This is a genomic window from Arthrobacter sp. MAHUQ-56, assembly GCF_019710585.1.
In the GTDB taxonomy this organism is placed as follows: Bacteria; Actinomycetota; Actinomycetes; order Actinomycetales; family Micrococcaceae; genus Arthrobacter.
This window is the reverse complement of sequence record NZ_JAIFZQ010000016.1, coordinates 107,874-122,601: the sequence shown is the minus strand read 5'-3', so window position 1 is coordinate 122,601 and position 14,728 is coordinate 107,874. Positions and strand designations below refer to the sequence as shown.

The 14,728-nt window shown below is 68.0% G+C and carries 12 protein-coding genes and 1 pseudogene; 3 read left to right on the top strand and 10 right to left on the bottom strand.

Annotated elements, in window-relative coordinates; genetic code table 11:
- The first annotated feature begins 105 nt into the window (after nt 1-105).
- Nucleotides 106-3,114, top strand: a complete 3,009-nt coding sequence (locus tag K4G53_RS08490; RefSeq protein WP_374226158.1) for an alpha-amylase family glycosyl hydrolase — start codon at nt 106-108, stop codon at nt 3,112-3,114.
- A gap of 98 nt (nt 3,115-3,212) precedes the next feature.
- On the opposite strand, the gene malQ is transcribed toward K4G53_RS08490, so the two are convergent.
- Together malQ and K4G53_RS08480 are read right to left on the bottom strand one after the other, a co-directional pair.
- Nucleotides 3,213-5,414: a 4-alpha-glucanotransferase gene (gene malQ, locus K4G53_RS08485; protein WP_221385272.1), complete on the bottom strand. Its 2,202-nt coding sequence runs from the start codon at nt 5,412-5,414 to the stop codon at nt 3,213-3,215.
- A 257-nt stretch (nt 5,415-5,671) separates the two neighbouring features.
- Nucleotides 5,672-6,406, bottom strand: a complete 735-nt coding sequence (locus tag K4G53_RS08480; protein ID WP_221385271.1) for a GAF and ANTAR domain-containing protein — start codon at nt 6,404-6,406, stop codon at nt 5,672-5,674.
- A 119-nt stretch (nt 6,407-6,525) separates the two neighbouring features.
- Here K4G53_RS08480 and K4G53_RS08475 point away from each other — a divergent pair, with 119 nt between their 5' ends.
- On the top strand, nt 6,526-7,110 hold the full coding sequence (locus K4G53_RS08475) for a DUF488 family protein (RefSeq protein WP_221385270.1): 585 nt from the start codon (nt 6,526-6,528) through the stop codon (nt 7,108-7,110).
- A gap of 35 nt (nt 7,111-7,145) precedes the next feature.
- Nucleotides 7,146-7,325, top strand: a pseudogene (locus tag K4G53_RS21285) (DUF3040 domain-containing protein); the annotation flags it as partial.
- On the opposite strand, the gene K4G53_RS08470 reads toward K4G53_RS21285, so the two are convergent.
- The 8 genes from K4G53_RS08470 to K4G53_RS08435 all read right to left on the bottom strand — a co-directional run bounded on the left by K4G53_RS08470 (nt 7,281) and on the right by K4G53_RS08435 (nt 14,706).
- Nucleotides 7,281-8,468 (bottom strand): DMT family transporter, encoded by a 1,188-nt coding sequence (locus K4G53_RS08470; RefSeq protein WP_221385269.1) that lies wholly within the window; start codon nt 8,466-8,468, stop codon nt 7,281-7,283. The pseudogene K4G53_RS21285 and the gene K4G53_RS08470 overlap by 45 nt on opposite strands.
- Nucleotides 8,468-9,061: a TetR/AcrR family transcriptional regulator gene (locus K4G53_RS08465; RefSeq protein WP_221385268.1), complete on the bottom strand. Its 594-nt coding sequence runs from the start codon at nt 9,059-9,061 to the stop codon at nt 8,468-8,470. The genes K4G53_RS08470 and K4G53_RS08465 overlap by 1 nt, the downstream gene beginning before the upstream one ends.
- Before the next feature lie 67 nt (nt 9,062-9,128).
- Nucleotides 9,129-9,677, bottom strand: coding sequence for a gluconokinase (locus K4G53_RS08460; RefSeq protein ID WP_221385267.1), 549 nt, complete (start codon nt 9,675-9,677; stop codon nt 9,129-9,131).
- Entirely contained in the window at nt 9,674-10,741 is a 1,068-nt protein-coding gene (locus tag K4G53_RS08455) for an L-idonate 5-dehydrogenase (RefSeq protein WP_374226153.1), read from the bottom strand. The genes K4G53_RS08460 and K4G53_RS08455 overlap by 4 nt, the downstream gene beginning before the upstream one ends.
- A 5-nt stretch (nt 10,742-10,746) precedes the next feature.
- Complete coding sequence (locus tag K4G53_RS08450) at nt 10,747-11,517, bottom strand: SDR family oxidoreductase (protein WP_221385265.1); 771 nt, start codon at nt 11,515-11,517, stop codon at nt 10,747-10,749.
- Nucleotides 11,514-12,482 (bottom strand): 2-hydroxyacid dehydrogenase, encoded by a 969-nt coding sequence (locus K4G53_RS08445; protein ID WP_221385264.1) that lies wholly within the window; start codon nt 12,480-12,482, stop codon nt 11,514-11,516. The genes K4G53_RS08450 and K4G53_RS08445 overlap by 4 nt, the downstream gene beginning before the upstream one ends.
- Before the next feature lie 64 nt (nt 12,483-12,546).
- Nucleotides 12,547-13,305, bottom strand: a complete 759-nt coding sequence (locus K4G53_RS08440; protein ID WP_221385263.1) for an SDR family oxidoreductase — start codon at nt 13,303-13,305, stop codon at nt 12,547-12,549.
- A gap of 60 nt (nt 13,306-13,365) precedes the next feature.
- Nucleotides 13,366-14,706, bottom strand: coding sequence for an MFS transporter (locus tag K4G53_RS08435; protein WP_221385262.1), 1,341 nt, complete (start codon nt 14,704-14,706; stop codon nt 13,366-13,368).
- Nucleotides 14,707-14,728 lie beyond the last annotated feature (22 nt).

Below are 14,728 nucleotides of genomic sequence, written 5' to 3'. Positions count from 1 at the left end.
GGCGCTCCCCTACGCGCCCAACTGCCGGCCAGGCCGGCAGGAACACACCCTGCGCCCCGGCGCCTGATCCCAGGCCGCGCCGCGGTCCGTTCGGCGGCCGGCCTCGTGGCAGCCGCCGTGGCCGTCTCCGCCGCCGTCCTCCCTGCCGCCGCCGCGCCGGACCCCAAGGGTCCCGGCACCAAGGATCCGGCAGTCACGGCGGCACTGCACTCACTGCGCGGCCCTGTGACGGACGAGAACTTCTACTTCGTCATGGCAGACCGCTTCGACAACGGCAGCACCGCAAATGACCGGGGCGGCCTCGGCTCAGACCCGATGGTCTCCGGTTTCGACCCCACCAGGAAGGGCTTCTACAACGGCGGGGACCTGGCCGGCCTGCGGGAGAAGATCGACTACATCCAGGGCCTGGGCACCACCTCCATCTGGCTGACCCCAAGCTTCAAGAACAAGGCGGTCCAGCCGGCGGACAAGTCCGCCGGTTACCACGGTTACTGGGTTACCGACTTCACCCAGATCGACCCGCACCTGGGCACCAATGATGAACTCAAGGCCCTCATCGACGAGGCCCATGCCCGCGGCATGAAGGTCTACTTCGACATCATCACCAACCACACCGCGGACGTCATCGGGTACCAGGAGGGAGCGCGCAAGGGCTATGTCTCAAAGGATGCCGTCCCCTACAGGACTGCATCAGGCCAGGCGTTCGACGACCGTGACTACGCCGGCACCGGGACGTTCCCGCAACTGGACGTCAACACGTCCTTCCCCTATAAACCAGTCCCGGCACCGGGCGAAGAGAACCTCAAGGTTCCCGCCTGGCTGAACGACCCCACGCTGTACCACAACCGGGGCGATACCACCTTCACTGGCGAGGACTCGATGTATGGGGATTTCTTCGGCCTTGATGACCTCTTCACCGAGCACCCCACCGTGGTGAAAGGCATGGAGGACATCTACAAGTCCTGGATCGGCAACTTCGGCGTGGACGGCTTCCGGATCGACACCATGAAGCACGTCAACAACGAGTTCTGGCAGGAGTTCGGCCCCAACGTCCTGGCGTACGCCAGGGAGCACGGCAAGGACGAGTTCTTCATGTTCGGCGAGGTTTTCGACACCACCAAGAGCTTCACCTCGCAGTTCACCACGCGCAACAACATGCAGGCGGTCCTGGATTTCCCCTTCCAGGACGCCGCCCGCAACTTTGCCTCCAAGAGCCAGGACGCACAGTCGCTGCAGGCCTTCTTCGCCGGCGACGACTGGTACACCGACTCCGATTCCAACGTCTACGAACTGCCCACCTTCCTGGGCAACCACGACATGGGCCGCATCGGCAGCTTCATCGCCCAGGACAATCCCGCCGCCAGTGATGCGGAGAAGGTGGCCCGCGACGAACTCGCGCATGAGCTGATGTACTTCTCCCGCGGCAACCCGGTGGTCTACTACGGCGACGAACAGGGCTTCACCGGCCCCGGCGGCGACCAGGACGCACGGCAGACCCTCTTCGCCAGCAAGGTTCCGGACTACCTGGACGACGACCTGCTGGGCACGGACGCCACCCACGCCACGGACAACTTCAATCAAGGGCACCCGCTGTACGCAAAGATCCGCGAACTGGCTGCCCTCACCAAGGAGCATCCGGCGCTGCGGAACGGCGCCCACCAGCACCGCTACGCCGCGGAGGGCCCCGGCATCTACGCCTTTTCCCGGACCGATGCGAAGGACCAGCGCGAGTACGTGGTGGCCCTGAACAACAGCGGGCGGGCCCAGACCGCGGCCATCCCCACCTACATCGGCAAGCGCAGCTACACGCGCATCTACGGCCAGGGCGCCGACGAGGTGAAGACCTCCGAGGACGCCAAACTCACCGTAACCGTCCCGCCGCTCTCCGCCGTCGTCTACGAATCGTCAGGCCGGATCCCGCACTCCAAGGAAGCCCCCGCCGTCGCCCTCCAGCAGCCGGCGGCGGCTGCGGGTGACAACGGGCGCATCAACGTGGCGGCCGACGTCGACGGTGCTTCGTTCTACGAGGTCACCTTCGAAGCAAGGACAGCAGGCGGGGACTGGAAGCCGATCGGTACGGATGACACCGCCCCGTACCAGGTGTTCCACGATGTTGCCTCCCTGGACGCAAGGACTCCGCTGGAATACCGGGCCACCGTGCTGGACAACGGCGGGCATGTTGCCACCAGCCAAACCCGGACCGCGAGTGTCCCAGCGCCTGTCCTGACCCTCCAGAAACCTGTGGAAGGCAGCAGCGTGAAGGGCAAGGTGGAACTCAGCGCCACAGCAGATCCGGAGAAGTCCAGCCATGTGGTGTCGTTCGAGCGCAGCGTGGACGGCGGAGCGTGGACCGGCGTGGGCACGGATGACTCTTCGCCTGTGTACTCGGCCACCGACGACGTGTCAGCCCTGGCGGACGGCACCGCCGTCCGGTACCGGGCAGCCATGGCCGGCCCCGGTTTCAACGTCACCAGCGGGACCCGGACGGTCACCGTGGGTGAGGCACCGCAGCCTGACTCCGTAGCGGTGGCCGGGTCCCTCAACCAGGCGATGGGCTGCAGCGCGCAGTGGGATCCGTCCTGCGGCAAGGCGCAGATGGTGCTCGACCCGGCCGACCGGATCTGGCGGCTGACCGTGGACCTGCCGGCCGGGCAGTACGAGTACAAGGCCGCGCTCAACGGCGGCTGGGATGAGAACTACGGTGCCGACGGCCAGCCCAACGGCCAGAACATCGTCCTGGACCACCCGGGTGGCCCGGTGACCTTCCGCTACGACAACAGCACCCATCTCCTCAGCGCCGTGTACGCGTCGCAGCAGCCCAAGGCAGTGGCCGCAGCTGGCAGCATGGACAGCGAACTGGGCTGCGCCTCGGACTGGGAACCTGCCTGTGACCAGGCACAGCTCACTCTGGACCCGGCAGACCTCGTGTGGAAGCTGGCCGTGCCCGACCTGCCCGCGGGAAGCTACGAGTTCAAGGCGGCCCTCAACCGCACCTGGGACGTCAGCTACGGGGCAGGGGGAGCTTCCCCCGGCGCCAATATCGTGTTTGAGCACGACGGCGGCCCGGTCACCTTCCGGTATGACCACTTCACCCACGTGATCACTGCGGGCTAGGTGTACTGCCCAGCCAGGGACAAGGACACAAGCAACGCGGCCCGTCATGAAGGCGGGGCCGCGTTGCTTGTGTGCCGCGTTGCTTGGGCAAGGTCCCGTTATTGGCCGTGCATGGCACCCTCTACCGCCCCGAGCAGCGCATTGAACCGCCCGTTGGCGGGAAGGTCGTCAAGGTACACGGGTTTGCCGTCCGGGCCGCCCAAGGGCACCTGCCAGTTTGGATAAAGGGCCGCAGTGGTTCCGGGCTGGTTCTGGACCCGCCGCTCCCCCACCGCATCCACCAGCGCCACGCCCAGGAGCACCGACGGCGCCTGCGCCAGCAGCAGGTGCAGGGCTTCGATGGTGTGTTCGTCCCCGTCGGCTGACCCTCCAGGCAGGTAACCGCGCTCGCGCAGGAGGGCGAACATCTTCTCCAGGGAAGCATTGTGCTCAGCCCGCTCTTCCGCCTCGGACCGTTCCAGCAGGCCCAACCGGCTCCGCAGTGCGACATGGTCCCCGGCGAGGTAGCCGGCGGTGGGGGGCAGGTCGTGGGTGTTGACGCTGGCGAGCGCCTGCGTGCGGTACTTCTCCGGCGCAAGGGGCGAATCGCCGTCGTACTCAAACCAGAGGATGGACGTTCCCAGGATGCCGCGCGCGGCAAGGTAGTCCCGCACCCACGGCTCGAAGGTGCCCAGGTCCTCCCCGATGACCACGGCGCCGGCGCGGTGCGCCTCGAGGGCGAGGATGCCGATCAGGGCCTCGTGGTCGTAGCGGACGTAGGCGCCGTCGCCGGGGGCGTTCCCGGCGGGGATCCACCAGAGCCGGAACAGGCCCAGGATGTGGTCCACGCGGATGCCGCCGGCGTGCCGCAGCACCGTGGCCAGCATGTCGCGGAACGGTGCGTAGCCGGCCTCGGCCAGGCGGGTGGGGTGCCATGGCGGCTGTCCCCAGTCCTGGCCCTGCTGGTTGTACATGTCCGGCGGCGCGCCCACGCTGGTGGCCGGGGCCAGCACGCTGCGCAGCGTCCAGGCGTCGGCGCTGCTGTGGTCAACCCCCACTGCGAGGTCGTGCACCACGCCAAGGCGCATCCCGGAGCGCAGTGCGGCGTGCTGGGCGTACTCGAGCTGCTCGTCGCAGATCCACTGCAGCCACCGGTGGAACCCGATCCTGTCCGCCAGCTTCTCCCGGAGCGCCTCCGCCTCCCGGGTGCCAATCGCGCAGGCCGGGTCGGTCCACAGCGGATCGCCAGGGGCAAGGTCTTCACGGATGGCGGACCACAGCGCGAAGTCGTCCAGCCCCTTGCCGGAAATCCGGCAGAACTCGTCGAAGGCGGCCTGCCGGGCCGGGGAACGCCGTGTGTGGTAAAGCATCTCCAGCGCCTGGAGCTTGGCGGCGTAAACGGCGTCCCGGTCCAGCCGTCCGCCCTCCTTGTTCAGCACGGCCACTTCGGCGTGGAGCTTTTCCAGCGCTGCCCGCTTGCGTGGGCGGAGGTAGGCGAGCTCGGGAACGGCCTCGATGCGGATGTACAGCGGATTGAAGAACCGGCGCGTGGAGGGCGAGTAAGGCGAGGGCTGGACCGGCGGAACCGGCTCCGCCGCATGCAGCGGGTTGACCAGCACGTAGTCGGCGCCGCGCGACCCGCTGATCGCTGCCAGGTCCGCAAGGTCGGCGAAATCCCCGATGCCCCACGAGCGTTTGGACCGGACCGAATACAGCTGCGTGGCGAGCCCCCAGCCCCGGCGTTCCTCCAGCGGTTTGGCTGTTGCCAACCGCGCCGGCGTCACCACCAGGGCGGCGGTGGCTGTGGCCCCCTCCGACTCCGCGTGCAGGGTATGCCAGCCCAAGGGCAGGTCCTGCGGAAGGGAAAAGGTGGCTCTTCCGGTGGAGACGCCGTCGACCTCCCTGGGCTGCACCCAGATGTCCTGCTGGACTGCCTCCCGTGATCCCGCTCCCCCTTCGAGGGTGACAGTCAGGCTGGCGGTGGCCCCGTCCCGCACATGGACCGGCACCTGCGCCGGCTCACCCTGCTGGATGACGACGGCGGGCGGCAGCATCCGGCGCCACGGCGCCAGTTCCGCCTCCGCCAAGGCTGCCTCGATCTCGCTGTTGGTGCGCGCCTCGACGCCCAGGGCAGCCAGCACCTTGACCAGCGTCTCCTCCGCCACGGAATGCGGCAGCCCGTCCCAGCCTTGGAAGGAGGTGCCCACCCCGTACGCGTCCGCCAGCTGCTGCAGCAGGTGCGGATCCACGGGCTCATGGGCGGCAGGAGGGTCTGCGGGCACTTCCGGTCGTGATGCGTGCTGCTGATCTGTTGCCGTCATGGGTGTCCGCCTCGTTCGTCTGTGATGGTCCCGAAACTTACAGTGCTGCCTGCTGCACAGCGGGCGCCACCCCGGTGCACAGCCGTTGGTTCAGATTATTGCAGGGCGCCGCCGGGGTGAAACCCGGACGGGACGCCACGGTGTTCCGTCCCCGCGGTGTTCCGTCCCCGCGGTGTCCCGTTCCCGCGAACCGCGTCCCGGCCGCGCGCCGCCCCCATCAAGCCCGGAGGAATGGCCCGAGGTTCCCGGGCGGCGGCTCAGGGATCGAAGTGCGTGTTCACCGCTCCGTTGCTGACCCTGCCAAGGACGTCACCCGCCAGGTCCCGCAGTTTCTGGTTCCGGTGGCTCGATGCCTTGGTCAGCAGGGCCATCGCTTCGTCCTGGGTGCACCGGTTCTGCGCCATGATCACCCCGCAGGCGAGGTCGATCGTGGTGCGGCTCTGCATGGCGGCCCGAAGATCGTCGGCCAGGTTCTGGGCATCCGCGATCCTCAGGGCCAACCGCAACGCACGGCCGGCCAGATGCGCGAACCCTTCGGCCCGGGTGACCACCGCCGGGGCATAGACGTTCGGCTCCGAGGAAAAGAAGTTCAGGGCGGCGGACTGGTTCTCGTCCAATGCCAGCGGAACGCCCAGCACGCTCCGGCAGCCGTTGTCGGCCAACACTTTCTGGTACTCCGGCCAGCGGGTGTCAGTGGCCACGTCCCCCAGGACCACCGGCGTCATGCTCTCCAGGGAGGCAATGCAGGGCCCGTCCCCGAGGGCCTGTTCCAGCTTGTCCAGCATCGCGGCGCGTTCGCTGCTGCCCGCGATGGTGGCGGTGCGTTTGCGCCGGCGAAGGGTCACCCCGCACTCGATGAACACGCCCGAGGCGTCGCTGAGCGTGGACGCCGCCACGATGGACAGCTCCGTCAGGAACCCACCCACGTTCGTGCTGCCAATGATGAGGTCGTGCAGTTGGACGAACTCGTCGTCGCTAGCGGGGGTGGCCATGCCCCAATATATGCGAGATCGCCGGGCCGCCGCGCGCCACAAAACGTCATCCCCGCGATGCAGGGTTCCTCCGTGCGACGTGGCACCATGAATTTCGGCACGCGCCTAACATGGCTTTGATGAAGGCCCTGTTCACGATAGGTCACGGCACGTCCTCACGGGAGGAGTTCACGGCGCTGCTCACCGCGGCGGGCGTGGCGTCCCTGGTGGACGTCCGGATCGGTCCCGGCAGCCGCAAGTATCCGCATTTCGGCAAGGACAGCATGGCCGAGTGGCTCCCGGCCGCCGGCATCAGCTACCGCTGGGAACGCCGGCTGGGCGGTTTCCGCAAGCTTCCACCCGACTCCCCTGACACGGCGCTGCGCAACGAGTCGTTCAGGGCGTACGCGGGCTACATGCGCTCGCCCGGCTTCGCGGCCGCCGTGGCCGGGCTGCTGACGGAGGCGCAGGACCAGCAGACCGCCATCATGTGCAGCGAAACAGTTTGGTGGCGGTGCCACCGCCGACTCATCGCAGACCATTGCCTGCTCCTTGCGGACACTCCAGTGGAGCACCTGATGCCGCCGGCCAAGCGGACCCCGCACGTCCCCACGAAGGGTGTCCGGGTCATGGGCAACGAGCTGCGGTATGACGTCCCGGACGGGCAGCAGCCAGGCGCACCCGGGGCCCTTGACTCTGCGCGGGAACGCTCCTACGGTCAATAGCGATAGCCGCGTCTCATGGAATCCAGGGGCATGCAATGCCAATGTCCGAAGAAGAGCGGAGGCTGCTCAAGGAGCTGGAGCTGGGACTGATCGCGGACGATCCCCACCTGGCCATGGAGCTGCTCTCCGGTTACCCTGCCCGCCGCATTCCGGCGGGGCTCATAGCCGGGTCACTTGTTTGCCTGCTCGCGCTCGCGATCGTCGTGGCGGGCATCGGCAGCCAGGAGGTGGTCGCCGTCGTGGTGGGTTTCCTGCTGCTGGCGCTGGGCGGGTGCCTCCTGCTCAACCGCCCCTTCCCGGGCCGGAGCGGACGGCAACAGCCCACCGGCTGACTCAACCGTCCGCCGGGGTTGGCTGAGCGGGCTGAGGATAAACAGGCTTCCAAGAACGACGGCGGCGCCAAGCCACCCAAGTGCCGGAAGCCGCTCCCCCACCACCAGCACTGCCAGGGCGGCCGCCACCACCGTTTCGAGCAGGGAGATGCCGGTGGCCGTGCTCGCCCGGATCCGCGCCAGTCCCCAACCGAACAACAGATACCCGGCGAACATGGGCACCACCGCCATGTACGCCCCCACCGAGGCGTTGGTCCACGAGGCGAGCAGCGGGGCGCCGGTGAGGGCGAGGACGGGCATCAGCAGCAGCCCGCCGAGCCCGAACACGCTCCCCATCGCGGCCCGTGAAGTAACGCCGCCGGCAATCAGTCGGTGTGCGCCCCACGAATAGAGCGCGTAGGTTCCGCCGGCCACCAGGCCCAGGGCGATGCCGGCCGTGGAGGCCCATTGGGTGGCCGATTCGGCGGCGGATGTGCCGCCATCGGCTACGCCGACGTGTCCCGCGGTGATGGGTCCCGCAGAGCTGGGTCCTGCGGAGCTGGGTCCTGCCGGGCTGTGTCCGGCAAAGGACAGCAGTGCCGCGCCGCCGATGCCCAGGACAGCGCCGACAGTCCACCGGCCCGTCAGGGGCTTGTGGTCGGCAAACCGTTCGATGAGCGCCGCCGCCACTGGTGCGGACCCGATGGAAACGACCGTCCCCACTGCCACGCCGGAGAGGTGCATGGAACTGTAGAAGGCCAGCGGATAGATGGCCACGGCCGCGGCCGCCGGCAACACCAGGCGCCAACGCTGCCTGATTCCGCGCCACTGCAGCCTGATCAGCCGCGCCGCCAGCGCTGCCTGGAGAAGCCCACCGATGCCCATGGCGACGGCGCCGATGGCCAGCGGACTTACGGACGGGGCGAAAGTGGCCGCGGTGCCGGTGGTGCCCCACAGGACGGACGCGGCGACGACGAACAGGGCGCCCCAGAGCGCCCCATTGGAGTTGCCGGCGGTCGCCGGGCTTCCGGTTTTAGCCCTTGCCATTACAGGGCTGCCAGGATCTGCCCGGCGATCAGCCTGGCGTCCTGCAGGCATTTGTCCCCGCCCTCCAAGCCGGCGCGCGTCATGGCCCCCTCGAGCAGGAAGGAAAGGTGCCTGGCCGTTCCGTCGGCACGTTCCGGCTCGTCCGCCAGCAGTTCGCGGACTGGCTGTGCCAGCAGCTCCTCGACCTCTTCCTTGTGCTTGCGCACCGCCAGCCGCCCGGCGTTGCCCACCGGCAGTTCGGCTGCGGCGTTAAGGAGCCCGCATCCCCGGAACCCGTGCTCGTAGGAAAAGTTGGCGTGGTCCCCGTGGGCGTCGAAGACTGCCAGCACCCGGTCCCCGGGAGTTGCTGCGGTGTCCACCCTTTTCCGGTACAGGGCCAGCCACTCCTCGTGCCGGGCTTCGAGGTACGCCACCACCAGCTCCGCCTTGGACGAGAAGTTGTTGTAGAGGCTCTTTTTCGCCACGCCCGCCTCAGCGGTGATGGTGTCGATGCCCGTCGCGGCAACTCCCTGCGCATAGAACAGGCGTGCCGCAGCGGCCAGCAGCAGCTCGCGCGCGGGGCGGCGGGAGGGACCTGCATCAGTAGTGGGCATGGACTGCTCCTTGGGTAGGTAGACCAGTCTACCTACCCAAGGAGCAGTGCGGGGTCGCGTAGCGTTCCTACAGCGCCGCAGGATTGCGGACAGCTCCCGCGCGCACCTCAAGCGCCTGGACGACCGTCTCGACGAGCGTGCCGGGTTCCAGCGAGATGTCGGCCAGCACGTGCGCTTCGTCCGGTCCCAGCCCCTCGAGCGTGGCGAGCTGGGACTCAAGCAGGGTGCGCGGCATGAACTCGTGGGCCCTGGCGTCCATCCGGGAGCCGATCGTGGCAGCGCTGCCGCTGAGGTGGATGAACACCACCTCCGGGGCGCTGCTGCGCAGGAGGTCCCGGTAGCTGCGCTTGAGCGCCGAACAGGCGACGACCGGCGGAACTGTCGTGCCGCCGTCGACATCTCCAGCAAGGAGCTGGCCGATCCGGGCGAGCCAGGGCGCCCGGTCGTCGTCGGTGAGCGGGACGTCCGCGGCCATCTTCTCCTTGTTGGCCGCCGGGTGGAAATCGTCACCGTCCAGGAAGGGCACGCCCAGCCGCTCGGCCAGGAGGGCGCCCACCGTGGATTTGCCGCACCCCGAAACACCCATGACCACCAGCGGGGGCATCCGCCCGCTCACTGGTCCGGCCCTTCACCGTCAAAGCTGAGCAGGACCTTGCCCGACGTGGTGGAGTCCTTGGCCACTTCGAACGCATGCAGGGCGTCGGCCAGCGGAAATTCGTGCGTGATAACGGGCTCAATGTCCAGGGACCCGTCGGCGAGCGCGGCGATCACGTCGTCGATCTCATCGTTGAAACGGAACGAGCCCTTGAGCTCGAGTTCGCGGGTGATGGCCAGCGAGATGGGCACGGGCTGCATCCCCGTGGGGAGCAGGCCGACCATGACCACAGTGCCGCCGCGGACGGCGCCGCGGACGGCGGAGGCCAGGCCGTGGTGGTTTCCGGAGGATTCGATCACGACGTCGGCCTCGACAGCCTCGATCGCTGCCGTGTCAGCGGCATTAATCACCTGGTCGGCGCCAACGGCCGCAGCGATTTCCAGCGGTTTGGCGTGCAGGTCCACCGCGGTGATCCTGGCAGCACCGCCGCGCTTGAGCACGGCGACGGCCAGCGCACCGATGGGTCCCGAGCCAATCACCAGGGCGGATTTGCCCTTGATGTCGCCGGCCCGGGACACTGCATGCCACGCCACGGAGGCGGGTTCGATCAGGGCGGCGGTGCGCAGGTCGATGCTGTCCGGCAGTGGCCGGAGCATCCGCACGGGCAGGTTCACGTAGCGGCTGAACGCCCCGTCCGTGTGCGGGTAGCGGGCCGCGCTGCCCAGGTAAGTGCAGCCCGGCGAGAGGTTGGGCCGGTCCGCAGGGTATTTCGCCGCGCCGGGGCCCGGAGTGGCGGGATGGACGGCGACCGCGGTCCCGGCCTGCGGGCCTGCACCACCGGCTGCAGGGCGCACCACGACCCCCGAAATTTCATGGCCGAGGACCAGCGGCGCCTTCAGGATGGACTCCCCCGCCGCGCCGTGCAGCCAGTAATGCAGGTCGGAGCCACAGATCCCGCCGTAGCTCACCTCCACCACCGCCTCATCGGCGGCAGGCCGGGCCAGCGGGATGTCATCGATACGAAGGTCACCGGCGGCGTGCGCCACCAGCGCCGGGCCCGAAGCGGGAAGGGATTCAGAATCCATGGACATCAGACCACCACCGTCATTCCGCCGTCGATAAAGATCGTCTGGCCGTTCACGAAGTCGGAACCGCTGGAGGCCAGCCACACCACCGGGCCGGCCAGGTCCTGCGGGGTGCCCCAGCGGTTGGCCGGGGTGCGGCCCAGGATCCAGGAATTGAACTGCTCGTCATCCACCAGGTTCTGGGTCATCTCGGTATGGATGTACCCAGGCGCGATGCCGTTGATCTGCAGGCCGGAGGCAGCCCACTCGGCCGTCATGGCGCGGGTGAGGTTGCGAAGCCCGCCCTTGGCCGCAACGTACGGGGCGATGGTGGGCCGGGCCAGGTCCGTCTGGACAGAGCAGATGTTGATGATCTTGCCGCGGCCGCGTGGAATCATGTGCCGGGCGGCTTCCCGGCCCACCAGGAATGCGCTGGTGAGGTCGGTGGAAATCACCCGCTCCCAGTCGGCCACGTCCAGGTCCAGCATGGGAACCCGGTGCTGGATGCCGGCGTTGTTGACCAGGATGTCCAGCGGACCGACGTTCTCCTCGATCCAGGAGATGCTGCGGGCGGCGGCATCGCCGTCGGTGACGTCGAAGGCGACGCTGGCGATGCGTCCGGGCGGGAAGTCGGCTGCAAGCGCCGTTTCGGCTTCCTTGAGCCGCTCCGGGTTGACACCATTGAGCACCACGGTGGCACCGGCGTCGGCCAGGGCCAGTGCCAGGGAGGAGCCGATGCCGCGGCTGGAACCGGTGACGAGGGCGACGCGGCCGGTCAGGTCGAACAGCGCGCTCATGCGGACGGCCCCTGGAATGGGCCCTGCTGGAACGGGCCCTCCTGGACAAGGTTCGCCGGGGTTTCGCCGGCGGCGAGGGCTTCGAGCTGGCGCTTCAGCAGTTTGAGGATCCGTGGTTCGAACGCGGAGGCGTTGCCGCCCACGTGCGGGGTGATCAAGGCATTGTCCGTGGACCACAGCGGATGTCCCTTGGGCAGCGGTTCGGGGTCCACCACGTCCAAGGCGCAGTGGAGCCGGCCGGAGACAACCTCCGCCGTGAGCGCCTCGGTGTCGATCACGGGGCCGCGTCCCACGTTGACCACCAGGGCGCCGTCGGGCAGGGCGGCAAGGACCTGCGCGTTGACCAGGTGCTCGGTGCCAGTGTTCAGCGGCAGGACGGAAACCAGGATGTCGTGGTCCCGGGCCAGGGCTTCCAGGTCCGCCGAGGAGTGCACGTGGCCGTGTTCGTCGGTGCGGGCGGTGCTGCCCACGCGGGTGATGCCGACTTCGAAGGGCTCCAGCCTGCGGGCCAGTTCCTGCCCGATGCCGCCGACGCCCAGCAGCAGGACGCGCCGGTCGGCCAGCGACTGGCGTCGCTGCGGTGCCCAGTTTTCGGTCTGCTGGTCACGGACCGCCTGGTCGATGCCTCGCAGTTTGGCCAGGATGAGGCCCACGGCCAGCTCCGCGGTGGCGGCTGCGTGGACGCCCGAGGCGTTTGCCACTGCGGCGGCCGGCCCGGCCGCCTCGCGTACGCCGTCGTACCCTGTTGACTGGGTCTGGACGAACTTGAGGTCCGGGACCTTGCCCAGGTTCCCCAGCACGGCCCCGGCATTGATGTAGGGCAGGATGACGCCGTCGATGCTTCCGTGGGTCTCGTCCGGCGCCCCCTGCATGTCCCACACCACGCCGTGCAGTCCCTCGGGAAGCGGGGAGAGGCTGGCAAGGAGCTGGGGTTCGGGGAAACTGACGGTTTGTACTAGCTGCATCGGTAGGGGCCTAACGGTTGGTGGTGGGGGTTGGAGCTGCAGGCGGGCGGAACGCGGTGCTGGGTCAGTCTTCAGCCCGACGGTCGAAGGTCAGGCCGCCGGGCACCTGGAACGTGGGCATGAGCTCAAGCATGCCAACATTTACGTGGCGCGGGGTCTCGATGGCGTAATCGAGACCGTTGACGATGTCATCCGTGGTCAGCGACTCGTAGCCCTCGTAGTACGTCTTCCAGGCTTCTTCCATGGCCTCGGGGCTGCCGCCCATGTTCCGGCCGAAGATCTCGGTCTCCACCCGGCCGGGGCAGATTTCGGTGACGCGGATGCGCTTGCCCACGGTGTCGTTCCGGAGCTGCCGGGAGATCTGGTGCACGGCAGCCTTGGTGGCGTGGTAGACCGTGTGGCCGTAGAAGTTGTACAGGCCGGCGATGGAGCTGATGTTGACGATGTGGCCAAGGTCCCGCTCCACCATGCCCGGCAGCACCAGGCGGGTGAGCTGTAGCAGGCCGCGGAGGTTCACGTCCACCAGTTCGTCGATGTCCTGCTCGGAGGAGTCCAGGATGTTGCCCGGCCGGGAGACGCCGGCGCAGTTGACCAGGACGTCCACCCTGAGGTCACGCACGACGTCGGCCAGCGCGGCGGTGTCGGTCAGGTCCACCACATGCGGGACTGCTCCCGTGCGGTCCGCGAGTTCGGCGAGGCGGTCGGCGTTGCGGGCCACGGCATGGACGGTCAGGCCCCTTTTGCTGAGGCGTTCGGCGATGGCGGCGCCCATGCCGGTGGAGGCTCCGGTGACGAGGGCTGTGGTGTAGTCGGAAAAAGTCATGGGTATCTCCTGCGAGGCGCAGCGCGGCGCTGCACCGGTAGTTGAAGGTCTCGGGGAAAATCAGGCGTCGCGGAGCGGCTGGTGAGCCCGGTCCTTGACCGTGCTGACGGCGGCAAGGGTGCCCAGCGCGGTGATGACTGCATAGAAGGCGGGCATGTAGATGTTGCTGGTCTCCGCAATCAGCCAGGTCATCAGCAGCGGAGCCGTGCCGCCGAACAGTGCCGAGGAGATGTTGTAGCCCAGGCCGTAGGCCGAATAGCGGACGCGGGTGGGAAACAGCTCAACAATCAGGATGTGGATGACCGCGGTGTGGCCGGCGAAGACGACGGCCATGATGGATGCGCCGAGGATAGCCAGGCCCATGTTGCCGGTGGCGATGAGTGCGTAGGACGGGATGCCCAGGACGGCCATGGCGATGGCGGCGCCGGAAATGACCTTCTTGCGGCCCACACGGTCGGAAAGGGCGCCCATGAACGGGATGGCGATGCAGATGACCACCAGGCTGCAGGCGGTGACCAGCAGGGCCTCACCGATGGTGAAGTTGAGCTGCTTGCCCTTCAGGAAGGTGGGCATATAGGAGAACAGGACGTAGTAGCCGGAGCCGTTCATCAGCGGGATGAAGAGTGCCAGGAGCATGGCGTGGCGGTGCTCGGCCGAGGCGAACGCTTCCTTCAGCGGGTTCTTGGACAGCCCGCCTTCTTCCTTCAGCTTTTCAAAGTTGGGGGTGTCGCTGATGGCCTTGCGGATGTACCAGCCGATGATGCCCATGGGAATGGCGACCAGGAACGGAATGCGCCATGCGAACGCTCCGAAGCCGCCGCCTTCGATCGCTGCCTGGGTGAGCCACGGGGACATGGAGTAGGCAACCAGGGTGCCGGTGAGCAGTGCCGCGAAGGAGGCGATCTGGGCGTAGGAGGTGATGATGCCGCGCTTGCCTTCGGGTGCGTGTTCGGCGAGGAACGTCATGGCGCCGGCAGCTTCGCCGCCCACGGAGAAGCCCTGCAGCAGGCGGAGCAGCACCAGCAGGATGGGCGCCGCAATGCCGATCGCCGCATAAGGAGGCAGCAGGCCGATACCGGCCGTGGCCACACTGATCAGGAGGATGACAAAGACCAGCAGCTTTTGCCGCCCGATCCGGTCGCCCAGGTATCCGCAGACGACGGCGCCGAGGGGGCGCACGAAGAAGGAAACGGCATAGCCGGCGAAGACGAACAGCAGGGCGTTGTCCGGGTTCCCGGGGGCGAGGAAGACGAGGGCAAGCGTTCCGGCCATGAAGGCGAAGATGCCGTTGTCATAGAGTTCCACGAAGATGCCGACGCAGCCGGCCGTGACAACCTTGCGGGTCTGCTTGCTGCTGAGCCGCTCTTGGTGCGGCTGGGCCGCATGCGTAGAGGTGGACATGGCTTTCCTTACTTAAGGTGAT